21 protein-coding genes are annotated in these 26246 nt (G+C 54.8%); 9 read left to right on the forward strand and 12 right to left on the reverse strand.

Translation table 11 applies throughout. From position 1 onward, the window contains the following. The first annotated feature begins 47 nt into the window (after positions 1–47). The 4 genes from FOE74_RS00360 (at position 48) to purU (ending at position 3402) form a co-directional block, all read left to right on the forward strand. Entirely contained in the window at positions 48–791 is a 744-nt protein-coding gene (locus FOE74_RS00360) for an SAM-dependent methyltransferase (RefSeq protein ID WP_149096627.1), read from the forward strand. Beyond that, positions 788–1576: a ZIP family metal transporter gene (locus tag FOE74_RS00365; protein WP_149096628.1), complete on the forward strand. Its 789-nt coding sequence runs from the start codon at positions 788–790 to the stop codon at positions 1574–1576. The genes FOE74_RS00360 and FOE74_RS00365 overlap by 4 nt, the downstream gene beginning before the upstream one ends. Before the next feature lie 226 nt (positions 1577–1802). Further along, positions 1803–2480: a DUF2939 domain-containing protein gene (locus tag FOE74_RS00370; protein ID WP_149096629.1), complete on the forward strand. Its 678-nt coding sequence runs from the start codon at positions 1803–1805 to the stop codon at positions 2478–2480. A gap of 91 nt (positions 2481–2571) precedes the next feature. Then, a complete protein-coding gene (gene purU / locus FOE74_RS00375; RefSeq protein ID WP_188687137.1) occupies positions 2572–3402 on the forward strand; it encodes a formyltetrahydrofolate deformylase in 831 nt (276 codons plus the stop codon). A gap of 297 nt (positions 3403–3699) precedes the next feature. On the opposite strand, the gene FOE74_RS00380 is transcribed toward purU, so the two are convergent. From FOE74_RS00380 to FOE74_RS00390, 3 genes are all read right to left on the reverse strand, one after another. Further along, positions 3700–5067 carry a deoxyguanosinetriphosphate triphosphohydrolase gene (locus tag FOE74_RS00380; protein WP_149096630.1) on the reverse strand — a complete coding sequence of 456 codons (1368 nt, stop codon included), beginning with the start codon at positions 5065–5067 and terminating at the stop codon, positions 3700–3702. A gap of 119 nt (positions 5068–5186) precedes the next feature. Then, positions 5187–7301 carry an IPT/TIG domain-containing protein gene (locus FOE74_RS00385; protein WP_192576571.1) on the reverse strand — a complete coding sequence of 705 codons (2115 nt, stop codon included), beginning with the start codon at positions 7299–7301 and terminating at the stop codon, positions 5187–5189. Positions 7302–7914: 613 nt separating this feature from the next. Next, entirely contained in the window at positions 7915–8316 is a 402-nt protein-coding gene (locus tag FOE74_RS00390) for a YciI family protein (protein ID WP_149096632.1), read from the reverse strand. Between the two features lie 230 nt (positions 8317–8546). Here FOE74_RS00390 and FOE74_RS00395 point away from each other — a divergent pair, with 230 nt between their 5' ends. After that, complete coding sequence (locus tag FOE74_RS00395) at positions 8547–10736, forward strand: prolyl oligopeptidase family serine peptidase (protein WP_149096633.1); 2190 nt, start codon at positions 8547–8549, stop codon at positions 10734–10736. Positions 10737–10853: 117 nt separating this feature from the next. Further along, positions 10854–11330: a GNAT family N-acetyltransferase gene (locus FOE74_RS00400; RefSeq protein WP_149096634.1), complete on the forward strand. Its 477-nt coding sequence runs from the start codon at positions 10854–10856 to the stop codon at positions 11328–11330. Between the two features lie 531 nt (positions 11331–11861). On the opposite strand, the gene FOE74_RS00405 is transcribed toward FOE74_RS00400, so the two are convergent. Then, positions 11862–12167 carry a DUF4286 family protein gene (locus tag FOE74_RS00405; protein ID WP_149096635.1) on the reverse strand — a complete coding sequence of 102 codons (306 nt, stop codon included), beginning with the start codon at positions 12165–12167 and terminating at the stop codon, positions 11862–11864. Between the two features lie 143 nt (positions 12168–12310). After that, positions 12311–13546, reverse strand: a complete 1236-nt coding sequence (locus FOE74_RS00410; protein WP_149096636.1) for an MFS transporter — start codon at positions 13544–13546, stop codon at positions 12311–12313. A gap of 205 nt (positions 13547–13751) precedes the next feature. On the opposite strand from FOE74_RS00410, the gene FOE74_RS00415 reads away from it, so the two are divergent. Next, on the forward strand, positions 13752–14639 hold the full coding sequence (locus FOE74_RS00415) for a TraB/GumN family protein (protein ID WP_149096637.1): 888 nt from the start codon (positions 13752–13754) through the stop codon (positions 14637–14639). A gap of 268 nt (positions 14640–14907) precedes the next feature. On the opposite strand, the gene FOE74_RS00420 is transcribed toward FOE74_RS00415, so the two are convergent. The 5 genes from FOE74_RS00420 to FOE74_RS00440 form a co-directional block, all read right to left on the reverse strand. Next, on the reverse strand, positions 14908–17331 hold the full coding sequence (locus tag FOE74_RS00420) for a TonB-dependent receptor (RefSeq protein WP_188687139.1): 2424 nt from the start codon (positions 17329–17331) through the stop codon (positions 14908–14910). 142 nt (positions 17332–17473) lie between these two features. Beyond that, positions 17474–17767 (reverse strand): hypothetical protein, encoded by a 294-nt coding sequence (locus FOE74_RS00425; protein ID WP_149096638.1) that lies wholly within the window; start codon positions 17765–17767, stop codon positions 17474–17476. A gap of 256 nt (positions 17768–18023) precedes the next feature. Further along, positions 18024–18629: a hypothetical protein gene (locus tag FOE74_RS00430; protein WP_149096639.1), complete on the reverse strand. Its 606-nt coding sequence runs from the start codon at positions 18627–18629 to the stop codon at positions 18024–18026. A 42-nt stretch (positions 18630–18671) separates the two neighbouring features. Then, positions 18672–20951: a TonB-dependent receptor gene (locus FOE74_RS00435; protein WP_192576572.1), complete on the reverse strand. Its 2280-nt coding sequence runs from the start codon at positions 20949–20951 to the stop codon at positions 18672–18674. Positions 20952–21341: 390 nt separating this feature from the next. Further along, complete coding sequence (locus FOE74_RS00440) at positions 21342–21704, reverse strand: hypothetical protein (RefSeq protein ID WP_192576573.1); 363 nt, start codon at positions 21702–21704, stop codon at positions 21342–21344. Positions 21705–22092: 388 nt separating this feature from the next. Here FOE74_RS00440 and htpG point away from each other — a divergent pair, with 388 nt between their 5' ends. Beyond that, complete coding sequence (gene htpG, locus FOE74_RS00445; RefSeq protein WP_149096642.1) at positions 22093–23919, forward strand: molecular chaperone HtpG; 1827 nt, start codon at positions 22093–22095, stop codon at positions 23917–23919. An 89-nt stretch (positions 23920–24008) separates the two neighbouring features. On the opposite strand, the gene FOE74_RS21115 is transcribed toward htpG, so the two are convergent. Together FOE74_RS21115 and FOE74_RS00450 are read right to left on the reverse strand one after the other, a co-directional pair. Next, complete coding sequence (locus tag FOE74_RS21115; protein WP_188687140.1) at positions 24009–24170, reverse strand: hypothetical protein; 162 nt, start codon at positions 24168–24170, stop codon at positions 24009–24011. Further along, on the reverse strand, positions 24170–24739 hold the full coding sequence (locus FOE74_RS00450) for a zeta toxin family protein (protein ID WP_149096643.1): 570 nt from the start codon (positions 24737–24739) through the stop codon (positions 24170–24172). Before FOE74_RS00450 ends, FOE74_RS21115 begins: the two co-directional genes overlap by 1 nt. A 236-nt stretch (positions 24740–24975) precedes the next feature. On the opposite strand from FOE74_RS00450, the gene FOE74_RS00455 reads away from it, so the two are divergent. Continuing rightward, positions 24976–26238: an exo-beta-N-acetylmuramidase NamZ family protein gene (locus tag FOE74_RS00455; protein WP_149096644.1), complete on the forward strand. Its 1263-nt coding sequence runs from the start codon at positions 24976–24978 to the stop codon at positions 26236–26238. Positions 26239–26246: the final 8 nt, after the last annotated feature.

Consider the following 26246-nt stretch of genomic DNA (forward strand, 5'->3'; position numbering starts at 1 on the left):
AGTGAAGGCGCTCAGGGAGCGGCCTTCTTACTTTTTACCCCACCCGCATGATTAACCCTTCAGATTGGTTTTATACCTGGTTTGATTCGCCGTACTACCACCTGCTGTACAAAAACCGTGATGCCCAGGAGGCCCAGCGGTTCATTGACAACCTGCTGGTACGCCTTCGGCCCAAACCTGCCTGCCAACTCATGGACCTGGCCTGCGGCAAAGGGCGGCACGCGATCTACCTGAACCAGAAAGGCTACGCCGTGACCGGGCTTGACCTCTCAGAGCAAAGCATTGCCTACGCGCGCCAGTTTGAGAATGAGCGGCTGCATTTCTTTGTGCATGACATGCGCGAGGTGTTCAAGCCAGAGGCGTTTGACTTCGTTTTCAACCTGTTCACCAGCTTTGGCTATTTTGAGGCCGATTACGAGAATGTGATCGCGTTGCGGGCCACTTCGGCCTCCCTGAAGCCGGGCGGCAAGCTGGTCATTGACTTCATGAACACCCAGCGGGTCATTAACCGGTTGGTAGCCAAGGAAACCAAGGAAGTGGAAGGCATCACGTTCCACATCACCAGAAAAGTAGAGGCCGGCTTTATTCTCAAGACCATCCGGTTTGAAGACAAAGGCCAGTCCTATGAATTTATAGAAAGAGTACGGGCGCTCCACTATGACGAGTTTCTGGAGTACTTCCAGATGGCGCAGCTCCGGCTGGCCAACGTGTACGGTGATTACAGCCTGGGGCCGTATGACCCTGTGAAGAGCGAACGTATGATTTTCATCCTGAAGAAATACTCTGCATGATAGTAGCAGTTTGCGTTCTATTTTTCACCGTGCTGGGCGCTGGCTGGCTTGTGCGCTTTCTGCCGCAGGACAACCAACGGTGGCTCAAGCTGCTGCTGGCCTTCAGTGGGGCTTACCTGTTTGCGCTCACCATCCTGCACATACTGCCAGATGTGCTGCTCAGCACCCAAGACCCGCACCGCGTGGGGTTCTACATTCTGGCCGGGTTCTTCCTGCAACTGGTGCTGGAGGTTTTCTCGCACGGGGTGGAGCATGGGCACATCCACGCGCACCCAGAGAAGCACGACGGGCACCATCATCATAAAGGAACAGTGCCGGTATTGCTGCTCACCTCGCTCATCATCCACTCTTTTCTGGAAGGAAGCGTGATGGTGCAGAGCCGTATGGCAGCCCAGCAGGTACATGAGCATCTGCACAGCCACCACCACGTAGGAGACAATTTCTACCACATCCTGGCGGGAATTGCCTTGCACCACATTCCGGCGGCCATTGCGCTCATGTCTGTGCTGGTCACGCAGCTGCACAGTTTCAAGAAGGCGCTGGGCTACCTGTTGCTGTTTGCCGCCGCCTCGCCGCTGGGGCTGCTGTTCAGCAATTACGTGGCCCTGGAAAAGCTGCTTACCGGTGAGGCCTACACCATTCTCTCTGGCTTAGTGGTGGGTAACTTCCTGCACATCTCCACCACCATCCTGTTTGAGACCAGTCCAGAACACCGGTTCAACCGCGGCAAGCTGTTGGCCACGCTGGCCGGGGCTCTCATCGCCATTGGGGCAGGCATGCTTTAGAAGCTTTCCTTTATTTGGGATACCAGAGGTCGCCCGCTTTGGGGCTGTTTTTAAGAAAACGGCCCCAAAGCGGGCGACCGCTCTTTTAGGGTTGGTCAGGAACCCGTAACTTCCCCGGACCTTCCTTCAGAAAGAAGAGAATAGTTGCTGATTTACTGCGGAATACGTAGGCGGGCCCACCGGTTTTCCGTACAAGAATCTTCTACTCATATTTGATCATTTCGCAATGAAAAGAACCATGCTTTTGCTCTCGGTGCTGGTACTGGTGGGCGCGGTGGGCTTCTGGCTGTACAAACGCTATGGCGAAGGGCCTGAATACTCGCTGTACCAGATAAAACAGGCCGTAGACAACCGGGACCTGGTGGCCCTGGAGAAATACGTAGACGTAGACCGCACCACCGCCAGCTTCCTGGACCAAGCCATGCAGGCCGGCATGGCTGAGCTTCCGCAGAAAGAGCAAGCCCTGGCCGCCATGGCCCTGGGCATGGCCATGGCCTCTAAGAAAGGAGAGGTCTTGCAAAGCCTGCGGGGCGGGATTGAGGAATACGTGCAACACGGCAAACCCCCCTCCGGCCGCCCGGCCGCCGTGAGCGAAGAAGAATGGCAACAGTTACAGGCGGTGCTGCCGGTGCAGAAACTCCTGCAGGAGAACCCGCTCATCAACAGCCGCCTGGAAGGCATTACCTACGTGAACCGGCAAGACTCCCTAGCCGTAGTGGGCCTTGATTTGCGCGTGCCCTCGCACCCCAATCCGGTGATTGTGGAAGTGCAGATGGTAGACCACGGCGACTATTGGCAGGTGATCGGCTTGCCCAATGCCGGGGCCGTGATGAAGCAACTGGGCCTGCTGGAGACCTTCAAGCAACTCCAGAACCTTCCGCAGTTGCAGCAGCAACGCCCGTAAATCTTTACCTTTTCCATTCTTCCCTCTTGTTCCATTTCCAGGCCATTTCTGATAAAAAGGCCCTGAAACGGCCGCCGCATACTTTCAACCCATGGTTTACTTTTTACTTATTGATTGCCCAGACCGCAAAGGCCTCATCTTCACCATCACGCAGATTGTCTTCCGAAACAACCTGAACATCACCAGCAACGACGAGTTCGTGGACCGTCAGCAGAACTACTTTTTCCTGCGGGCCGAATTAGCCGGGGAAGTGCACCCGGCCGCCTTGGTGCAGGAACTGAAAGCGGAATTGCCTCCTGAAGCCAACATACGGCTGGTGCCGGAGCGGAAGAAGAACATCGTGCTTCTGGTCACCAAAGAGCACCACTGCCTGGGCGACCTGCTGCTCCGGCACGAGTTCGGCGACCTGAACGCCAACATTCAGGCGGTGATAGGCAATTACAATGAGTTGGAGTCTCTGGTACAGAGGTTCGGGATCCCGTTCCACCACGTGCCGCATGCCCATAAAACCCGGGAGGAACATGACCAGGAAATGAGCGATGTCCTGGCTTCCTATGCCCCGGAATACGTGGTGCTGGCCAAATACATGCGGGTCCTGAGCCCGGGATTTGTGGCGCAGTTTCCCAACCGCATCATCAACATCCACCACTCGTTCCTGCCCGCGTTCATTGGGGCCAACCCGTACCGGCAGGCCTACGAGCGCGGCGTGAAAATCATTGGGGCCACCGCCCATTTCGTGAACAGTGACTTAGACGAAGGCCCTATCATTGCGCAGAACGTGATTCAGGTGAACCACACCCAAGACGCCCGTGACATGGCCCAGTCTGGCCGGGATGTGGAGAAGATCGTGCTGGCCCAGGCCCTCAAGCTGGTCTTTGCCGAGCGGGTCTTCGTGAGCAACAACAAGACCATCATCTTTTAAGGGGTGAGGCTGGTAGTGGGTAAGCGGACTTCCTTGCCAAAGCGGAAGCACTATCTATTGCCTCCTTCCCCCTTCTTTGGCCTCTTGGGAAGATCTTGGGGGCGAACGGCAAGGGCGGCTCAGAAGCGTCTTACGGGTTGCCTACCAAGATCCTTTCTAGGAGGCCAAAGGGCAAGACGCCAAGGAGGGTGTGCCTCACGGTCTATTTAGGTGCCGTTTTCTAAAAAAAGCCCAAAAGGGCCATCCTTCTAGATCCGTGCAGGAAAAACAATTAGCAATCAGCAACCAACAATTAACTTAGTACATCCGGGGCAGCTCAATTCCTTTGATCTTCCGGAACAGGCTGATGGCGCTGCTGTCTGTCAGGCCGGAGATGAAGTCTGTGATGTTGAGGATCTTCTCGTAGGGGTGTTCTGAGAGTTGCCGCTGGGGGCCCAGGAACTGGTCGGGCACCAGGTCCAGGTACTTGCGGTGGCGGCCCGCCGAAGGCTCAAAAACGGCCTTCAGAAACGCTTCCAACAGTCCGCCCAAGACCTCAAAGCCGGCGGCTTCAATCTCCAGCACAGGCCGGTGGCGGTAAATGCGGTCAATGGAGATCTTCTTGATCTCGTCCAGCGCCGCTTTCTGCTGCACCAGATTAATCAAAGAGGTGTCAAAAGTGCCGTTCAGGATTTCCTCTTCGTGGTCCAGGAAGATGTCGGCGCACTCATACACCAGGTTGTTGATGATGCGAGCCCGCCACAGGGCTAGCTGTTCGCGCGGGTCATGGAAGGTGATGCTGGAAGGCTTGCCGGGCTTTTCATTAAGCAGCGGCCGCAACAACTCCCAGGCCTGCTCAAACGGAATCAACCCCAACCGGCACCCGTCTTCAAAGTCAATGATGCGGTAACAGATATCATCGGCGGCCTCTACCAGAAACGCCATGGGATGCCGGTGGTAAGCGTGTTCCCCTGCCGGGAGCATCCCCAACGACTCGGCAATCTTCTTGAAATGCGCCTGTTCCGCCTGGAAGAACCCGTACTTCTTCTCGCTCGCGCGTTTGGTGCCCTTCACCACCGCGTCTGAGGGGCGCGGGTATTTGGTGAACGTGGCCAGGGTACTGTAGGTGAGGCGCATGCCGCAGGAGCCATCGCTCTGGCCCGGGTGCGTGTGGGTCAGGATCCGGAAACCGGCGGCGTTGCCTTCAAAGTTATGCAGGTCTGCGATCTGGGCGGGCGTTAACCCCACCAGGAAATTGGCAGCCTCGGGGCTTCGGAAGAAAGAGGAGATGGCGTCTTCGCCGGAATGCCCAAAAGGCGGGTTCCCGATGTCATGCGTGAGACAGGCGGCCGCCACCATGTCACCGAAATCAGATTCCAACATGCCGGCGTGGGTTTCCAGAATGCCCGGATGCCGCTCCAGCAGGGTCTTGCCCACCATACGGCCCAACGACCGGCCCACGCAGGAAGTCTCTAAGCTGTGGGTAAGGCGGTTGTGCACGAAATCACTTTCAGGCATGGGCATCACCTGCGTTTTGTTCTGCAATCGCCGGAAAGGGGTGGAAAACACCAGCCGGTCATAGTCGCGCTGGAACTCGCCGCGCACCGACTCATCAGTGGCGTGTTCTATGGTTTGGGCATCAAAGCGTTTCTTGGAGATCAGGCGCTCCCATTTCATCTGTGGCATGGCAAAACTCTAAACGCCTAAACTACAGCGGCCCCGCGTTCAAAGCAAACCAAAACCCCAGGAACAGAGACCCGAATAGCGCTTCTTTCTGAAAAATGACCGGTAAACGGCGCCGTGGCTTACTCCAGTTTGAGGTACCTGATCACGCCGCTCTCGCGGGAAGTAGACCACTTGATCAGGAACAGCCCCCGGCGCACTGGATAGTATTCATTTTTCTTCTCATCCTCTCTGGAAGGGAAAAGGGTGAAGTCATATTTGTTAGACCCCGGGGTAAGCGTCAGGCTCCACTCCCGGTACAGCTGCCCGGCCACGTTGTAAATGGCCATGTGTAGCACGTCTACCTCACTGGGGTTGAAATAGAGGGTGGTCTGGTTTCCGCCGGGGTTAGGCGCCAGTTGCCGCACAAAGCTAGGCCCGGCAATCTGCACCACCTCAGAGAACTCCTGCGTGCCGGTGGTCTTGACTAACCGCAGACGGTAGTAGTTGAGCTGCGGCAGGGGAGCCGGATCAGTAAAGGTGTAAGACCTGGGGGTGGTAGAGGTTCCGCTGCCCGGCACCCGGCCAATGGCGGTGTAGCTGACCCCGTCGCCGCTTCTTTCCACCACAAACTCCGTGAGGCCGGTTTCCTGCTTCGTATTCCATTGCAGCAATACCTGGTTGGTGCCGGTCAACTGCGCCGTAAGCTCTATCAGTTCCACCGGAATGGCGCAGTCATTGGCCGTGCGGGGTTTCATGGGGTTCACGTTACAGGGCGGAAGCGTGGCACTCTGGGCCATCACGTAATTACCGCCGGCTATATCACTCTCTGGGCTGAGGGTTCTGGAAACCTGGCCGGCCGCCACGGCATAATGCATCACGGCGCGGGGCAGAATGAGGTGGCTCAGCTGGTGGGCGTGCCCCAGTTCATGTACCACCACACTCTGGAAATCAAACTGGCGGTTGGTGGCGGCATCTGGGCCATACTGCCAATCTGAGCGCGGCGAGAATTCCATGTCAATCTCCCGCACCCAGAAATTCACGGTAGTGCCGTTGAGGATGCAACCGCGGTATCTGCTGATGGTGCGGCCCAGCACGTTGGTAGGGAGTTCTCCTGAATTGGCAAATCGTACCGAGTTGATGTTGTCTTCCGCGGTGTTGGCCACGGCCGCATTAGAGACCGTGTTCCAGTTGATGTACGTCTTGCAAGACCACTCATTCATGGCGCGCTTGAACGCGTACAGGGCCGGGGTGTTGCTTTCAAAACTGGCTCCAAACCGGAAGAGGTAGCCGCCGCCCTGCCCGTTGGGCGCGATAAGCCGGGGCTGCACACTCTGCATGGAAATCTTCTGCTCTTCGCTTTCATACCCCACGTTGGAGTGCGCGTAGATGATGGTCAGCGAAAGGGCCGAGGTAGCGGTGTTGGGGTCACTGTTGATCACCCGCACCACGCCTGAGCCCGCCGTGCCGCCGTCAATACCGTAAGAGGGCACCTTCACTTTAATCTCGGTGTCTGTCCAGCTTAAATAGTCGGCGTTCAGTGGTTTCACAAAGGTTTTTCCGCCGTCGTCTGCGTTCCTGAACTCCACATACCCGCTGCCGCGCGTGCTCCCGAAATTGGAGCCGGTGATGGTCAGCACATCGCCGGTACCGGCCCGCAGGTTCAAGGGGCTCAGGTTGGTGATGAGCGGGATAAGGCGGCGCTGGTTAGAAGTGGTTTTAGGAGGGGCAAGGGCGGCTTCCAAAGCGGTATTGGCTTTGACCGTGCGGGGCGAGGAACCCGAGAGACGCGCCAGAGAACCATATACTTCCAACGGAATAGAGGCATACTGTTGGAACGGATCATGGGCGGTGCCTTCTGATAAGCGGTATTTGATGAACCCCTGCATGCTGCCAAAGACAGAGTAGCGTGCCTGCGCAGCACCTTTCTTGGCGGCTTGCAGAAAGAAAATCCCCTGTTGCTGGGGCTTCAGTTGCAGGGTGGCCGAATACACGTGTATGTCCAGGCCCACTTGCCCGCCTTCGGTGATGATTTCAACCGTAGAAGTGGTGGGGGAGCCTTTGAACACTTTGTACACCTCTACCTGGTGGGCGGTGTAGATATTGTGGTGCTGGTCGTCCCAGAAAGAACGCTGGGCGGTTACTTTCCCTTCCACTACCACTTCAGCGGCCTGTACGCGCTCTTCCAAGGACAGCGGAATCAGCAGGCAGGTTTCCTGCCCCCTGGCTGCCGTAGAGCACAAAAGCCCTAAAATCACCAGAAAAGTGAAAAGAGAGTTCTTTTGGGAAGAAGAAAAAAGGTGTGTAAACCTATACTCCATAAAATACCAAGGCTAATTGAGGCGATACACTTAGAACATGCGCCAGGCACCGCGGTATAGGAAGATACATTTCTGGCGGCAACTGTGCAAGATAACTACGCAATATAGGGCCGGGCTGGATGAGGACAACCCTTGTGGAGGTCAAAAAAATTGGGGCACTTACCCATAAAAGATAAATGCCCCAAAAAGCTAAACAGAAACTACTTCAGGATAGAAACGGGAGATACCCCAAGAATATTGTCTTAGCGCTCAGGATTGCCTGGCATTTGGCGGCTATTTTTCAGAAAAGACAGCAAAAGCAAAGGTTCGTAACTTGGGTAGATCATGGCCTGCCGGCGGCCGATGATAACGAGGGGAAGAGAGAAATAGAGCCCAAGGGAGAGGGTGTAAACGCATAAAAGGACCCAGCTTAGGCAGCCAAATCCTTTTACGACGGTACACAACAACTATTTCGCCCTTAAAACGGCTAGGGAATAGAACATATTGCGTGGCAACAAAAATTTATTTTCGATTCAGGGCCTTTTTTTGGAAAAGAACCCCAAAACCCATTCTACTGCAGTTTGGCTCCTTTCTGAGCGTACCACGGGTGCAACTCCATGATCAGGCGCCCCGCTTTTACGGCTGGGTCGGCCTCAGTCAGGGCTTTGGCTTCTTCCATGGTCTTCACGTTGAAAATAAAAATACCGCGCATGTCTCCATCATCCATGAAAGGTCCGGCCAGGGTCAGCTTGCCGTCGGCGGCCATCTTGTTGATGTGGGCCATATGCGCCTCCTGTATCTTGGCGGCAGTAAGAGAGTCATGTCCCCGGTTAGGGCCTTTTTTCAGGAAAGCCAGGTAATAGACCTTCATCTCTCCCTCGGCGGGTTCTTTGGCCACGGGTTTGGTTTGGGCAGAAAGGGTAGTGGCTCCGCACAGAAACAGGGCCAACAGCAAAAGAAATCTAAAAGACATGATTCGTAAATAGGTTTAGGTAAACAGCACGGTGAACCGCAGGGGCAGGAGGACTAGAGCCTGGGCTCCATGAGGTTGTCTCTTTGCTCTCCGGCCCAGTTGGCTTGCCCGTTCCAGCCTTATTGGGAATATAGCAATGTTTTTGGTAATATAGATCACTAAGCTTAAAGCGAGCGTTAGGTAGCTAGTGCCGCTTTTGGTAGATAGTTCGTAAAATTAAGTCAGAAAACATGAACAAGCCCTTTACGTTTCTATGGCTTGCCGCCTTTGCGGCAGTCACCGGCTGTAAAACCAGTACGCCTCCCGCTGCCCCTTCGGCAGAGGCCCCGGCCGTGGCAGAAAGCACTGCCGCCACCAAACCATCACCCTTTATGTACCCTAAAACCGAAAAGATACCCCACGTTGACACGTACCACGGCACCCAGGTGCCAGACCCGTACCGCTGGCTGGAAGCCGACACCGCCCAGAACGTGGCGGAGTGGGTAAAAGCCCAGAACGAGGTCACCTTTGACTACCTGGCCAAAATCCCGTTCCGCGACCAGATCAAGCAACGCCTTACCCAACTCTGGAACTACCCTAAATACGGGGCGCCTTTCCAGGAAGGGGGCTATTACTACTTCTACAAGAATGATGGCCTCCAGAACCAGAGCGTGCTCTACCGCCAGAAAGGGCTCAAGGGCACCCCGGAAGTTTTCCTGGACCCCAACAAGCTTTCCGCTGACGGCACCACGTCACTAGGGAGTCTGGCGTTCAGCAAAGACGCCAAATATGCGGTCTACACCACCTCTACCGGTGGCTCAGACTGGCGTGATGCCTATGTGCTGGACGTGGCCACTGGCAAGAAGCTGTCAGATGAGCTGCACTGGATCAAGTTCTCCGGCACCAGCTGGCACAAAGACGGCTTCTTCTACAGCCGCTACGCGGAGCCTACCCAAGGTTCTAAACTGGCCAACAAGAATGAGTTCCACCAGGTCTACTACCACAAGGTAGGCACCCCGCAGAGCCAGGACAAACTCATCTGGGAAGCCAAAGAACACCCTTTGCGCCTGTTGTTCGCCGCCACCACCGAAGACGAGAAATACCTTATTCTCTCGGCCTCTGAGGGCACCAGCAACAATTCCTTGTTTGTGAAAGACCTTTCCAAAGCCAACAGCCCCATTGTGCCGCTGGTAGAGACCTTTGACAAAGAGTATGGTGTGGTGGAGAACATAGGAGACAAGCTGATCGTGCTCACCAACCAGGGTGCGCCTAAGTACAGGCTCATAGAAATTGACCTGAAGAAGCCGCAGCAGGCCAACTGGAAAACCTTGGTACCCGAAACGGAGAACGTGCTCATTTCGGCCTCTTTGGTTAACAACCGGTTGTTGCTCAATTACATGAAAGATGCCGCCACCCTGGTGCGGGTACACGATACCAGCGGCAAATGGCTGCATGATGTAACGCTGCCTACCATTGGCACGGCCAGCGGGTTCAGCGGCAAGAAAGCCGACAAAACCGTCTTCTACACCTTCACCTCCTACACGTATCCCAGCGCCATCTACCAGTATGATGTGGCCACGAACAAATCTACCCTCTTCCGCAAGTCTGAGGTAGACGTAGACATGGAGGCCTATGAGACCAAGCAGGTTTTCTACCCCAGCAAAGACGGCACCAAGATTCCCATGTTCATCACCCACAAGAAAGGGCTGGTACTGGACGGGAACAACCCTACCTACCTGTATGCCTACGGCGGGTTCAACGCCTCCATGACTCCCGGGTTCAGCATTTCGCGCATGGTGTGGCTGGAGAAAGGCGGCGTGTTTGCGGTGGCCAACATACGGGGCGGCGGCGAATACGGCGAGGCCTGGCACAAAGCAGGCATGACACCCAACAAACAGAATGTATTTGACGATTTCATCTCGGCGGCCGAATACCTGGTGGGCCAGAAATATACGTCTTCCCAGAAACTGGCCATTGCCGGCGGCTCTAACGGCGGCTTGTTGATTGGCGCCGTAGCCAACCAGCGCCCCGACCTGTTCAAGGTAGCCCTGCCCGCCGTGGGCGTGATGGACATGCTGCGGTTCCACAAATTCACCATCGGGTGGGCGTGGGTGCCGGAGTACGGCTCCTCAGATGATGCCGCCCAGTTCCAGAACCTGCTGGCTTTTTCGCCTATCCATAACATCAAGGAAGGGGTGAGCTATCCGGCTACCCTGGTCACCACCGCCGACCATGACGACCGCGTGGTACCCGCCCACTCGTTCAAGTACATTGCCACGCTGCAGGAGAAAGGCGCCGGGCCTAACCCGTACCTGATCAGGGTAGACGTGAAAGCCGGCCATGGCGCGGGCAAATCCACCACCGCCCAAATTGCCGAGGCCGCCGATGTCTGGGCCTTCACCTTCTATAATATGGGCGTGAACCCATACCCGGCGCAGTAAGGGCTCAGTCTTTTTATTCTATGCCGGCGCCTTCCCTGGGCGCCGGCATTTTTTATTGCAGGGCAAGGGGCGTAATTTGCCCTTTCATTTCTTCACGCTTCATCTTAGCAAGACACCATGAGTACATCTATCAATATCAGGAAGGGAACAGAGGCCGATTTGCCGGGCGTACACGCCTTGATTGTGGAACTGGCTGTGTACGAGAAAGCCCCCGACGAAGTCACTAATACCATAGAAGACATGCGCCGCGATGGCTTTGGCGAGAATCCTATCTACGAGTTCTTTGTAGCGGATTCACCGGAGGAAGGCATTGTGGGCATTGCTTTATATTATACCGCTTACTCCACCTGGAAAGGGAAGATGCTGTTCCTGGAAGACATTGTGGTCACCGAGCGCCTGCGCCGGCAAGGCATTGGCCGCCTGCTGTTCTACGCGGTAGCCAAAGCAGCCAAAGAAGAGAACTACAAGCGCATGAAGTGGCAGGTACTGGACTGGAACGAGCCAGCCATCAATTTCTACCGCAGCATAGGCGCCAACCTGGATGCCGAGTGGGTTAACTGCAACCTGAGCCAGGAAGAACTGCAACGTTTCTAGGTTCTTCGCCCCGAAGGGAAAAGCCATCCAATGACTCTCCCGCGGACAGAGGAGCCTGCTGCATTTCGGGGCTGCTTTATGGGAAACGGGCTGGGAATAGCTTTGGCGGAGACACTCGCAGGAGCTGCGCACACTACGAGGTCAGATTTAGTTCCGAGTTCTGAGTCGTGAGTCCTGAGTCTGATAATAGTAGAAGAGGCTGCCGCGGGATTGCTGTCTCGTGACAAAGGAGGAAGCGAGTCTCCAGACTCGTCGGGAATCGCCAGCAAGAGGACCTACGATCAGGTTTATCTCTTTTAACCGAAAGACAGCCGCTTGCCATTTTTAGGCTGTTTTGGTGGAAACAGCCTAAAATCAGCTTAACTGGTGGCGGCGGGAAACAGAATACGAGCTTCTTGAAACGAAAACGCCTTCCAGCTGCTCCTAGCGTTTTGAAGGCGTTTTCCTATATATAGGCCAGAAGCAGGGTGGCTATCCATGAATCAGTAATTCCTTAACTGATCAATGACAACCCACCCCTGCTGACTAAGCTTATCCTACTACTTCCAGCACGGTTCTGAAAGATACGAATTTGCCGGGGTACTGGGCCTGCATCTTCGCTTGCATGGTTTTGTCATGCTCGCGGTGGTATTCCATGAGGTCTTCCATGTGGCGGGCGTAGTACTGGATGGCGTAGGTGGTGCCGCCATTTTCTTCCTCGTCCATGACTTTGGCGATCTGGTATTTGAGGAAAAAAGTAGTGGCCATGACGGCGGGTATATGCGTTTCCTGCATCCACTGCAGCCACTCGGCGGCTACGGTGTTGTCAATGTTGACGGTTTCGTTGAAGAGAATCATGGTCAAATTTAAGGCTTTCTGCTCAGAGAAACAGAGAAGGAAAAGAAATGGTGCCTGAAGAAGCACCCATCACCCGCCCAGCAGTATCTAGCGGAAGACATATATCCATAACACACCTGAAGGGAGATAATAAGCTCAAGGCATCACTCCAGGTAGTCCAGGTCTTTGTTGAAGCTTTCTGGCAGGGTAATGATGGACACAAGGGCAATGACAATGGTGACCGCGCCTAGCAGGGCTGCCGTTTCCAGAATTCCCAGGCTGCCCTGCAAGCCTTTAAACGAGAGCGTCAAAATGACCACTGCCCCCCGTACGAAGTTGGGCACGGTGGTAGTAACCGTGGCCCGTATGTTAGTCCCGAACTGCTCGGCGGCAATGGTCACGAAGACCGCCCAATAGCCCCCTCCAAACCCAAGGGCCACGCACAGCGCATAGAAATACGTCTCACTGGCGCCTTGGGCCAGCAGGAACAACGCCACAATGCCTGCCAGCAAAAACAGGAACAGCACCACCACGCTTTTCCGGCTTCTAAGCTTTTGGCTCAGCAGTCCGCTGGCCAGGTCGCCTAAGGTCAGCCCAAAATAAGAAAAGGCAATGCCCTTGGCCGCCGAGATGGGCACTGCTATGCCCAGCGCCTGGCTTATCTCCGGGGAGAAGGTGATCAGCACGCCTATCACAAACCAGATGGGCACTCCAATGAGAATACACTTGAGGTACTTGAAGAAGCGGGCACCGTTGGTGAACAAACTCAGGAAGTTGCCCCGCACCACGTTTTGCGCCTGCGTACGGGCATACATACCCGATTCATACACCCCAATCCGGAGCAGCAGCAAGAGCAGGCCCAGCCCTCCGCCCACAAAATAAGCGGTGCGCCAATGGAAGTACTCGCCAATAACCCCGGCCAGAATGGCCCCTGAAATTCCCACCGACGCCACAATGGTGGTGCCATAGCCCCGCTTTTCTTTGGGCAAGACTTCAGACACCAGCGTGATGCCCGCCCCCAGCTCCCCGGCCAGCCCCACGCCGGCAATAAACCGTAGCCAGGCATAGGCCTCCAGGGTAGAAACAAAGCCATTGGCAATGTTCGCGGCAGAGTACAAAAAGATAGAGCCGAATAGGACTGAAATACGCCCTTTCTTGTCGCCAAGTACACCCCAGAAAATACCTCCCACCAACATGCCTATCATTTGCATATTTATGAGACGCACCCCCTCCTCCAGCAGGGCAACCGAATTGGTGATTCCTAGATCTTTGAGACTGGCAATTCTGACAATGCTAAAAAGCACCAGGTCATAAATGTCTACAAAGTAGCCTAACGCAGCCACCACAACGGCTGTGTTCAGCAATCTAGGGGCAGAAACCGGAGGAGAAGACGTGCGCATACAGATAACAGCAGAAGTTCAGATAGGATTATTCAGGAAAACAGCTATAAATCCTCAAATATAACTTTTAAAAGAGCAAATACTTTAACTACAGTTCGTTGCGTTCTACCGAGGATTTCAACCCATTCGTCGGAATAAAGAAGGAGATCATGTCATCGTCTGGAAAAAAGTTATACTTTTGTTAAAGTTATGTAACCTTGTCTCTATGGGCACGTATAAAGCCTCCTTCATCTGGTTCTTGTTTCTTAGTCTGTCCTTAAGCCTTCTTTCTCCCAAGACAGAGGCCGCCGTTTCCCCTGAAAACCAAGGCAAGTCTTTGCTTTGGAAGGTGAGCGGCAAAGGAATCAAGACTTCCTATCTCTACGGAACCTTCCACCTGGTGCCCAAAGACCAGTTCGCACTTTCTAGTAAGGTAAAACAAAAATTAATAAAATCACAGACGGTGGTGTTTGAGGTAGACTTAGACAGCCCCCAACTGAGCCGCCTGCTTTCCAAGACCATGCGCATGGAAAAGCCCCTGGAGTCTTTGATGACGGCGCAGGACTACAGCCTGTTAACCAGCTTCGTGAAAGACTCTCTGGAGCGCAACATGCAACAGTTCCGGTACATCAAGCCCGGGTTCCTGGGTCAGCTGCTCCTGTACCCTAAACTGTTGGGCTACAGCCCAGAGTCCTATGACCTGGCATTGCTGAACATGGCCAAGAAGTGGCACAAATCTATCTACGTGCTGGAAACCCCAGAAGAGCAGGTAGCCCTTTTTGACCAATCTACCCTGGAAGTACAGACCTCACAGCTGCTCAACAACGTGAAGCAGTTTGACAAACAACGGAAACTGATGCGGAACCTCCTGGGCCTTTACCAGCAGGAAGACCTTCAAGGCCTGTATGACCTTATCATCTCCCAGGAAGACGCCCAAGGCTCTAATAACCTGCTCTTAGATGAACGCAACCAGAAATGGCTGGCCCCTCTGCAGGACATGATGAAAAAAAGCCCCTCTTTTATAGCCGTAGGCGCTGCCCATTTGGCCGGAGAGCAAGGCCTGATCCAGTTGCTGCGGGCCCAGGGCTACAAAGTGGAACCCGTTCTAGACTAAAACCTATACTACCCTTTATTACTGGTCCTCTGTTCTGCCCCACAGCAGAACGGGGGACCATTTGCTTTTACAGGCTACCCGCCAAGAACTCAGAAGCGGTTAAGCACCCGTTTTCTGAATAACCGCCCTAAAACAAGGGCCGCCCGCTCCCCTCTTGGGGCCGGCCAGGTGGATGGGCAGTTTATGGCTACTACATGAAAAAGGCGCCGGAAATCTCCCGCGCCTTTTCATGTAGTAGCCTTGGCTTGACTGGGCCAGGCGGTGGCGCTTAGCCCACCGGTACTATTACTTTGAGGCTTATGTTACGGCCCATGTTGTAAACCCCGGTGCGGCCCGTGGCCGGATTCTCTGGGGCGTACTTCAGGCGGCTCAAATGGCTCTGGTAGGCTTTGTCCAGCACGTTGTTGGCAGTGAGGTAGACAGAAAGCCGCGTTTTGCCCTGCGCGTTGGTGAGGTTTCCGCCTATGCCCAGGTTCAGCAAGGTGTAGCCCGGCGTAGGCGTCTCGGTGCCGAAGGCGCTGTACACCTTGTTCTGCGCGAAATAATTCTCCACCTCGGCCTTGGCGTACCAGTTCCTGATGTAGGTGCCTGCTTTGGGGAAACTCACGCGCAGTTCCGTGTCCAGGCGCGGGGCGGGGGTGAAGGGCAGGTACTTCATGTCCTGGGGCACGTGCTTCTGGATAGAGCGCACCCAGGAGAAGGTATTCTCCAGGTGCAGCCAGTCCAGCGGGTGCGGGTGAATGTCCAGGACAAACTCGCCGCCGTACACGTAGGCATCGCCCTGCACGTACTTGAACGTAGGGGCCAGGTCGTCTTCCTCGCCGGAAAGCGAGTCACCGCCCAATACGTTGGTCAGTTTCTGCGCGAAAATGTAGTTCTGGATGTTATTCCGGAAGCCGTTCACGCCCAGGGTCACGTGTTTGCTGTCATAGGTAAGGCCGGCATCCGCCTGCAGGCTGGTCTCGGCCTTCAGGTCTGAGTTACCCACTTCATACCGGAACGTGCCTTCATGCCGGCCGTTAGAGGCCAGTTCCGCGATGTTGGGCGACCGGAATCCGCGGGCCAGGTTCGCTTTCACGGTCAGTTTCTCAGAAAGGCTGTAGGTGGCGCCCACGCTTCCTGAAATATTGGCGAACGAGGTGTTGAAACCGTTGAATTTCGTTTCCTCGGCCAGAGCCGGGTCGGTGGTGAATTCGTCCTCATCGGTCATGAACAGGGCATCAGAGGCTATTTCGCGGTAGTCATACCGCAACCCGCCGCTTAGGTGCAAGGGCCCGAACTCTCGTTTCAGGAACGCGAACACGCCTGCATCCCAGAGCCGGTACTCAGGAATAATGACTTCTTCGCCCTCGTTGCGGTTCTGCTGCACCATGCCATTCACGCCCACCGTAGGCTCCCAGCTGCCCCAATTAGGCAGAAAGTACTTCACGTCATAGTTGAACGTGCGCAGGCGCATGGCCAGTTCCTCTTCCTGGGTGTCTACGGGGTTGCCGTACTCGCGGCGCAGGTTCTGCTGCCAGGCCAGGTTGAAGGTGAGGCGCGATTTCTCAAACACCAGATTGTTCTGCGAGGCCACCCGCAGGTGGTTGATGCGCTGCTGTGGAATGCCAATGCCATAGCCGGTCAAGTCCTCTCCGGTGGCGGTTTCCTCTTCGGCCTCGCCGTTATGGTTCACCAGCTTCAGGAAATTGCCTTCCTCATCGCGTTCGCCCTCTACCAGGCCTACCGTCTGGTTAAACGTGCTGAAGGCCAGGTGCGAATAGCCCCAGCTTTTGTTCAGGCCCACGTAGCCGTTGGCGTTGGTTTCCCTGAAGCCCGAGTTGTACACACGTCCGTCATAGTCGTTGCGGTAGTTGCCGGCCACTTTCTGGCTCAGGCGCGCCGCCCAGTTAAACCCGTTCAGGTTACCGGCGTTGTAAGCCGAATAGCCCAACAAGTTGTTATTGCTCTGATAATTGGTAGAAAGGTTTCCGATCACCTTGCCTTCGGCAATGGGGTCTGGGGTAAGGAAGTTGATGACGCCGGCGATGCCGTCTGAGCCATACATCAAACTGCCTGGGCCTTTCACAATCTCAGCGCGGTCAATAGAGTATTCGTCAATCTCAATGCCGTGCTCATCGCCCCACTGCTGGCCTTCTTGCTTGATGCCGTCATTGAGGGTGATGATGCGGTTGAAGCCCAGGCCCCGGATAACCGGTTTGGAGATGCCTGCGCCGGTGGAGATCTGCGCCACGCCGGGCGTTTTGGCAATGGCGTCAATGATGTTGGTGGCGGCACCGCGCTCCAGTTCCTCCCGGCCTACCACCGTGGTGGGTACGGGATTCAGGCGGCTCTCCGTGGAAGAAGAAACACCCGTCACCACCACTGCCCTGATCTCCGTCACCGAAGGGGCGAGGGTGAAGTTAGCCGTGGTAGCCCCGTTGATGGTGATGGATTGCGCTTTGGTCACGTAGCCAATGTAGCGGATCTCCGCCAGGAACCGCCCTCTGGGAAGGTCTTGTAAGGAGTAATGGCCCTCTGCATCCGTGGTAACGGCGCGTTTCAGGTCGGTCAGGTACAAGATGGCCCCAATCAGGGGAGTTTTGGTCTGCTCATCTGAGATGGTACCGGAAAGGGAGTTGTTGCTTTGGGCCATGGCGTTCCCGACGGAAAACAGCAGGCCCAGGCATAGAAAGATTCTATAGAAAAACATGATGGTCTGGTTAAGAAAACTGGAAAACAGGCCGTAAACCACAGCCATAGCACCTGCCGCGCGCAAGCGAGGCGCCAGAAGACGGAAGTGTTGACGGGCAGCACCGCCACCCTTCTCCTCGCAAAAAGAAAAGGCGGGAGGTCTAGGCTACCGCGGGCGGACCGCGCGGGGAGGCGGTATGCGGATAGCTGAATTTCCAGATGAAGGCGTACCCTGGCCGGTAGCTGTCTATCCAAGGCACCGGGGCAAGAAAGGCAACCTCTGTTTCTGAGGCCTGGAATGGCGTATCAAACAGTTCGGCGGTAGGGCAATGCGTGTGCTTTTTGTCTATGTGCGGCCGGTTCTCATCATGCGGCCGGTCTTCTGAGTGGGCGTGGGCATGCAAGGCCACCAGCACCTTTTCAGGCACCATCACCCGCATAAACAGCAGGAGCAAAAGGTAGCTACTTACAAGTCTGAGATACTGCACAAGCTTAGCGTATCTGCGAATATACGCAAGTTCCTTAAATACTGGTAATAGGGCAAAATGAGGCCTAGCGGCGTGGAAAGCCATTTAGTCCCTGTTTTTCTGAAAATGGCCCTAAAGCAGGGCGTGGTAGCGGCCATAAAAGTAGCGGCCATAAAAAAGGAGCCGCCCTTGTTTGGCGGCTCCTTTTTACAAAATAGGCAGAAAACGGACAATAAGCCGTGGCTTAGTGGTCATGCCCGGAAGGGTGAATCTCAAAGGTGACATTCAAATCATCTGAGCCTCCGGCAAAGCGGTAGTCGGGGTTGTTCCAGTTGGCGGCGGCGGCGTGCGCTTTGTTCAGGCCGTGGCGCAACACCACTTTCAGGTCAAAAGAACCATTGTCGGCTTTCAGCACCTCCATCCGGCCCTTCAGGCCAATGCCGCGGCCGTTCTTGTCCTTGTCTTCATAGGTATAGGCTAAATAACCTGGCTTAGACGGCACAAAGAAGAACTGGTGCTCGTCGCCGGCGTCTATGAATTCCTGGTTCAGCGACTTGCCTTTGCGCTGCACATCCACGAACAGGCGGTAATGGGCATGCTCCTCCAAATGCACGTGCCGCGGCGACACGGTGCCGTCTTTGGCCACGGTCACTTTCACGGTATCGGTGGTCTGGTGGTAATGGTCATGGCCGCCGTGGGCCTCCACGTCCAGTTCCACAAAATAGAATTTCACGCCGTCAAACTCCTCCTGCGGTACCTCGGGCTCCGGGTCATCAGAAGAACAGGCGGTGAAGAACAAAGAAGCGCCTAACGCGGCAATGGTCAAAAACGAACGAAATAACGTATTCATGGTCTTTTTAAAATTTGGGGTTAAAAACGCTTTTAAAATGGGTTAGAACCGCCAGGAAACGCGCGCCGTGAAGTTGCGGCCTACGTCATGGGCATAGTACCTAAAGCGGTTCATGTACTCTTTGTAAAGGGTGTTGGTGAGGTTGTTCACCGAGAAATGGAGGCCCAGTGTTTGTTCGCCCAGCTTCCATTGGGTACCGGTGTTCAGGTGCAGCAGGTGATAGGAGGCAGGCGGGGCCGCGAAGTCACTCCCGGCGGTATAGCGGTGCTGCCGCGCCACCCACTGCGACTGCACCTGCAGGTAAGTATCCTCCAAGGCAGAGCTAATCTCTGGCCGCCAGCTCAGGCTGTTCTCCAGCCGGTCTGTAGGAATCCAGGGCAGGTACTGGTCTTGCCGCAGGTCCGTGGCCCGCACCAGCGAGCCCTTCAGCTCATACCGGAACGGCTTCCAGAAATCATACTGCAAAGACACATCGCTGCCCCAGAAGCGGGCATCCGTTTGCCGGTACCGGAACGTGGGAAAAGACCCGCGCAGGCTCTCATAGAAACCACCCGCCGGCTCCAGGTAGATGTAATCCTGAATGTGGTTGGCATAGGCCGTGAACTCCAGTTGGAGGTTATTGGCATGGTATTCCAGCGTATTGGTCCACTTGTAGCTTTTCTCACTTTGCAGGGTGGCATCTCCGGTCTCGTAGCTGGCAGTGCCGTGGTGCAGGCCGTTGCTGTACAGCTCATTCACCACCGGCGGACGCCAGGCAGAACCCAAATTAGTGCGGATAGTCCAGGCTGGGTGCAGGTGCAGCGCCCCGCCCAGAGAACCCGTCACGTTGTGGAACCGCCTGATGCCGCCATAGGCCTGGGCGTTCTCATAGTAGCCGCGCGCGTTCACGTATTTGTAGTCATACCGCGCCCCGGCCTCCAATTCCCAGGTTTCCCTGATGAGCTTGCCCATGAGGTAGCCGCCACCGGCATAGCTGTCATAGTTAGGAATAAGCGGAATAGCTCCCGTACCCGGCACGTTGTTGTTGATTTGCAGCATGCCGTTGAGGCCCGTGGTGATTTTCAGGCCCCGCGAGAAGAGCTTGTCATACGCCACCTCCAGGGTTTGGGTCGTCAGCGCCATGTCCAGCGATGGCACGCTGCGGTACTCGCCCCGCCTAATGTCAAACTCCTGCCGTTGGTTGTACTGCAGACCATACACCACGTCCAGGTTCTCACCCTCGCCCAGATGCAGGTGCCCCTTGGCTTTGAGCAGATGATGGTCTATCTGCTGCCGGGGCACACCTACCTGGTAAGAGAAAGCGCCTTCCTCCCAGGGCCGCTCCGCGGATATCCGGGTCATCAAATCCTCCAGAGAGCCAATATGCGCGCCTTTGAAAATGCCCAGTTCCGTCTGGAAACGGCTGTAGAAAAGCTCGGCACCTATTTTCTCCGAAGTGTAGCCCAGCGCCGCTGAGTAGTTAACCTCCCGCAGCCCGGTGTTTTCCAGGTAGTAGTCGGCGGTTTTGAGGTTGCCCGCTTTCTTGAGGGTTCCTTGTACGCGCCAACCCAATCCCGGCACCTGCTTCAGGCCGCCATTTAACATTCCAGACACGGTGCCGCTGCGGCCATTGCTGGCCCCTACGGTGGTAAGCTGTCCGTGCAGTTCAGGCGTGGAAGGCAAGGCCGGAGGCTCCACCAGTACCACGCCGCCCATAGCCTCGGGGCCGTAGCGCACGGCTTCCGCGCCTTTCACCACCGTCAACCGGTTCGCAATGAAAGGGTCAATCTCGGGGGCATGTTCGGCGCCCCATTGCTGGCCTTCCTGCCGGATGCCGTTGTTCAAGGTAAGAATGCGGTTGCTGTGCAGGCCATGGATGACCGGTTTGGCAATGGTACCGCCCGTCTGCAACATGGTTACCCCAGACACCTGGGTAAGGGCCTGGGCCAGTGAGCCGCCCTGGGCTTTTTCCAGCGCCTGCCCCGTGAGCGTAGAGCCCGCCGTGGCGCCGGAGGCCGGCAACTGGTGCCCGGTCACCTCCACTGATTTCAGCAAGGTAGCATCAACGTGTAAGGCAAAGTCCAAAGATTCTACCGTTGACCTCAGCCGTTTCTGCCGCGTTTCAGGGGAAAAACCCAAATACGACACCGTGACTGCTACCGGACCAGCACACAAACCGGTGAACTGGTAGCGGCCCTGGGCGTTGGTGCTGGTGGCGTGCGAAGTGCCCTGAATCTGGACGGTGGCACCCACCAACGGGGTACCGGCATCACGGTCCAGGATAAGGCCCGAGAGGGTGAGGCCACACGGCGTTACCCCGGGGGCTGTGGCAGGTACATTCATTTGCTGAGCCCACCCTGAGGATAGGGAAAGCCAGGCACACAGCACCAGCCACGCCGAATAGGAAAGATATTCGCGCAACTTGGTAAGAATAAAGAATGAAAAATAGACGGGCGGGAGCCCATTGGTTTCTCAGGCGCGCAAGAGCTTGTTTAACTTTGGATTCAAAGGCGGAAACAGCAAGAGCAAGGTTCTGCGGAAGCGGTTTTTAAGCCTCGTAGCAGCGCTACGGTGGCATTGAAAGCGGGAACGCAGGTACTTGCTAGAGTCCGGTTTTCTGCCCGAAGCTTAAGCTTAAACTAGCTTTAAAGCCGTTTCCGGCCTGTTTTAAGAAAAACAGCCGTCAGACGGGTGCGCATGGAATGGTCTGGCCCATCCTATACCCAAGAAAAATTAAGAAAGGGAGAAACCTGCCGGGGGCCCGCGCAGGAAGGAATAGGCGGGAGTAGTGGCATACCCCGCCAGCGTCATGAAGGAACCGTGCTGCACCACGTGCACCAGCGGAACCGGCACCACCACCCCCTCAGGAGCCTGGAAAGATGCCTGGAACAGGCTGTCTACCGCGCAGTGGTGGTGCTTGGAGCTGACCAGGGATTTTCCCGGATAATGGGCCGCTTCTTCGGTGTGTTCGTGCGCGTGCAGTTGCAGCAGCAGCGCATCCGGGGTCATGACCCGGGTGAACAGCAGCAGCAAAAACAGGGCACTATAGCGCGAGAAGTTTTTCACCGGAACAGTTAGATTCGGCCAAATATACAAGGTTTTTGCCTGAAGAGTTGCCTCCACGGTGATTTTCTGATCATTGCCTCTGCCATCCTGTCACTTTTGCTCCTCTGGAACAGCTTTTGCCAAGGGATGAATTGTTGCTTATGCAGTGCTGCTTTTTTGGGCTTGTCAGCTAACGATGGCGCGGAAGTTACTTCCGTGACTAAGATTAGGTCTGTAGGGGCAATCCCTTGTTGTTGCCCTACCAAGGTAGCATCCGCAAGAGGGCAACCACAAGGGATTGCCCCTACAGAATGGAAACGAAGGAGTACCTGTTTTAGGCTTGTTTATTTAAAAAAACACCAAGAACAGAACATCGGCGCAGCCGAGATTGGAAGAGAAGATAACGCATTTAATATAACACACATCGATAGATAAGGAAATGGAAGAAAAAGGCACGATTTCGATTCACACCGAGAACATTTTCCCCATCATCAAGAAGTTCTTGTACTCAGACCACGAGATTTTCTTGCGCGAACTGGTTTCCAACGCGGTTGACGCCACACAGAAAGCCAAAAGCCTCTCCAGCATCAGTGAGCTGAAAGGCGACCTGGGCGAGCTGAAGGTGACCGTGAAGGTGGACAAGGAGAAGAAGCAGATCATCATCTCGGACAACGGGATAGGGATGACCGCCGAGGAAATCAAGAAATACATCAACCAGATTGCCTTCTCGGGCGCCACCGAGTTTGTGGAGCGCTACAAAGACTCCAACGCCGACAAGAGCCAAATCATCGGGCAGTTCGGGCTTGGGTTCTACTCGGCGTTTATGGTGGCCAGCACCGTGGAGATTGACACTTTGTCGCACGCAGACGGCGCGGAGCCTGCACACTGGACTTGCGACGGCTCTACGGAGTTCACCATCACCACCGGTTCCCGCACCGAGCGCGGTACGGACGTGATTCTGAACATTGCCGAGGATTCTGAGGAGTTCCTGGAAGAGGCGCGCCTGCAGACCATTCTGAACAAATACTGCAAGTTCCTGCCCATTCCGGTGGAGTTCAACGGCGAGGTTATCAACAACCCCAACCCGCTTTGGACCAAGTCGCCGGCGGAGCTGACCGACGAGGACTACAAAAACTTCTACAAGGAGCTGTATCCTTTCTCTGAGGATCCGCTGTTCTGGATTCACCTCAACGTGGACTATCCGTTCAACCTGACCGGTATCCTGTACTTCCCGAAGGTGAAGAACGAGTTCGACTTCCAGAAAAACAAAATCCAGCTCTACAGCCGCCAGGTGTTCATCACCGATGAGGTGAAAGACGTGGTGCCGGAGTTCCTGATGCTGTTGCACGGTGTGCTGGACTCGCCGGACATCCCGTTGAACGTGAGCCGCTCGTTCCTGCAGGCCGATGCCAACGTGAAGAAAATCAACACCTACATCACCCGTAAGGTGGCCGATAAGCTGAACGAAATCTACAAGAAAGACCGCACCGCCTACGAAGAGAAGTGGAACGACATTGCGGTGTTCGTGAAGTACGGCATGCTCTCTGACGACAAGTTCTACGAGAAAGCCAAGGACTTCGCCCTTCTGCAGAACACCGAGGGCAAATACCATACGCTGGAGGAATACCGCGCCCTGGTACAGGCCAACCAAACCGACAAAGACGGTAACCTGGTTATTCTCTACACCACAGACCCCGAGAAGCAGCACGCCTTCATTGAGACGGCCCAGAACCGCAACTACGATGTGGTGAAGCTGGACACCATGATTGACCCGCACTTCATTGGCCAGTTAGAGCAGAAACTGGAGAAAACGACCCTGAAACGCGTGGACGCCGACACCATCGACAAGCTCATCCAGACCGATGCCAAGCCGGAGAGCGTGCTGTCTGAGGAAGAGACCACGCGGTTGAAGGAACTGTTTGAGAAAGCCATCGCGAACCAGAACATGACCGTTGGGGTGGAAGCCTTGAGCGTGGATGACCAGCCGGTGATTATCACCCTGCCTGAGTTCATGCGCCGCATGAAGGACATGAACCGCATGGGCGGCGGCGGCATGATGATGATGGGCAACATGCCTGACATGTACAACGTCACCATCAACGCCAACCACCCCATCAACCACCGCATCCTGAAGCACAACGACGAGCGCGGCGAGAAAATCGCCAAGCAAGCCTATGACCTGGCGCTGTTGTCGCAGAATATGCTTTCCGGTGCCGCCTTAACGGCCTTCGTGAAACGCAGCGTGGAGTTGATTGACAAAGAATAGTGATCCGCTGTTTTAGCGCAGTTTTATGAAAAAGAGGCCGGAAGCGTAAGTTTCCGGCCTCTTTTTGGTTTTATGGGAAGGTATTGTTTTTAAAGGTCAGTTGCTTTCACTCGTATTATTTTGCCGTCCTGTGAGAATACCAACTCTCCGTTAACCTTCTGCTTGGCCTTTACCAGCTTAATGAATGCCAGGTCAAGGCCTTTCAGTATCTTGTTCTTGAGTTCTTCCGTGTTTTGGATTTCTTTTTCCATTAGTGCCTTTCTTTAAGCAATCTCCATGTTTCAGGAGCGTAAATGGTAAACTTCTCAGCCTTTATGCCCTCTGCAATCATCGTATACGGTGTTTGGGAATTGTCAATCATCATCCAGAAATCGCATAATGGAATGAATAGTTCATAAAGATTATGAAGTCCCTTCCTGTATCGTCTACAAATTACCTCTTCCGGAATATTATGCCCACCTTCTGCCACTCTTGCTTTAACTCTTTCTATGGCCAGTTCAGGGCTGCTAAGCCAAAAATAGACAAGAGTGATACGGTAACCTAACTCCTTTGCCTGTTTAACGGTTTGGGCATAGCTTCTGGTAGAGAGAGTAGTTTCTATGGCAAAATCTTCCCCTTTCTTCAACAATTCCTGTATGCGTTGCAACATGATTCTTGCCGCTTCTATGGCCACCTTCTCCGGTTGAAATGGGGAAAGTCCCCGGGCAATCTCATCTGCATTCACAAACTCCCGGCAGTTCAGCATGTCAGGCAGCACAGTAAAGGAGGCAGTGGTTTTTCCCGCTCCATTGCAACCTGCTATGATGTATAAGTTAGGCATTCATCATTTTTAATAAAGGTTCTGGTCCTGGCTCTAGTATAGAACCGAATATAAAATAAATAGTGTGCCCCCTAGATATCTTCTTGTTCTTTTGATTCATTTCCATGAAAGACATATAAAACATTGCAATACCTTCTGAAATTTCAGAATATTTGGCCCAATAGCTGCTTTAGAGAATATTTTCATTTCTACCTTAGCAGTTATTTTTTTCATTAAACCTGTTCTCCCTCCCAACCATGCCCAAACCCATCCTCACGTTCCTTTCCTGCGGCCTCCTCACCTTGGCGCTAAGTTGCTCCTCCTGTTCCAAGGAAACCTTAACGGCCAACACGGCTGCCAGCAGCAAATCCACCTCCGCCAAGCCCGGCAAAGGTTTAATCACCGGTGCCGACCAGACGGAGAAATACGTGCCCTACCTGAAAGGCAAGAAAGTAGCCATGGTGGTGAACCAGTCATCTACCATTGGTGGCAAACCCAGCGTGGACAGCCTGCTGGCTTCGGGGATCCAGATTGTGAAGGTGTTTGGGCCGGAGCACGGCTTTAGGGGCAATGCCAGCAACGGGGCGCACGTGGGCGACGAGGTGGATGCCAAAACCGGCATTCCTATCATCTCGCTGTACGGCAAAAAGAAAAAGCCCAGCAAGGAAGACCTTGCGGGCGTAGATGTGCTCATCTATGACATTCAGGACGTGGGCGTACGTTTCTATACCAATATCAACACGCTGCGCGATGTCATGGAATCGGCGGCCGAGCACAACGTGGAGATGATGGTGCTGGACCGGCCTAATCCGCATGGCTACCTGATTGACGGCCCTATCCTGGACATGAAGTATAAATCGGGCATCGGGCAGTTCCCTATCCCTATTGCGCACGGGCTCACCGTGGGCGAGTTCGCGCAGATGGTGAACGGCGAAGGCTGGATGGAGAAAGGCCTGAAACTGAGCAAACTCAACATCATCAAGCTGGCTAACTACCACCATGACCTGCCCTATGTGCTGCCGGTGAACCCCTCGCCCAACCTGAACACACCCCAAAGCGTGATGCTGTACCCCAGCCTGTGTCTGTTTGAAGGCACCATCATCAGCCAGGGACGCGGTACGCACATGCCGTTCACGGTGTTGGGTGCGCCAGCGCTTAAAGGCAAATATGATTTCAACTTTACGCCCGTGAGCATCCAGGGCATGAGCGAGACGCCCTTGCACATGAACGAGGTCAGCTACGGGCTAGACCTCCGGAAGTATGATGTGGAACAACTCAGAAAGAAGCGCCAAATCAACCTGAGCTGGATGATTGAGCTCTACCAGGCCTACCCAGAGAAAGCACGGTTCTTTGACTCTTCCTACAGCAAGCAGATGGGCGTGATTGAAAGACTGGCCGGCGTAGCCGATTTCCGGAAGCAGATCCAGGAAGGCTGGTCTGAGGAAAGAATCAGAGAAACCTGGCAGCCGGGACTGGCCGCCTACAAAGAAATGCGCCAGAAATACCTTTTGTATAAGTAAGAGATGGC

The sequence above is a fragment of the Rufibacter glacialis genome (assembly GCF_008271745.1).
In the GTDB taxonomy this organism is placed as follows: Bacteria; Bacteroidota; Bacteroidia; order Cytophagales; family Hymenobacteraceae; genus Nibribacter; species Nibribacter glacialis.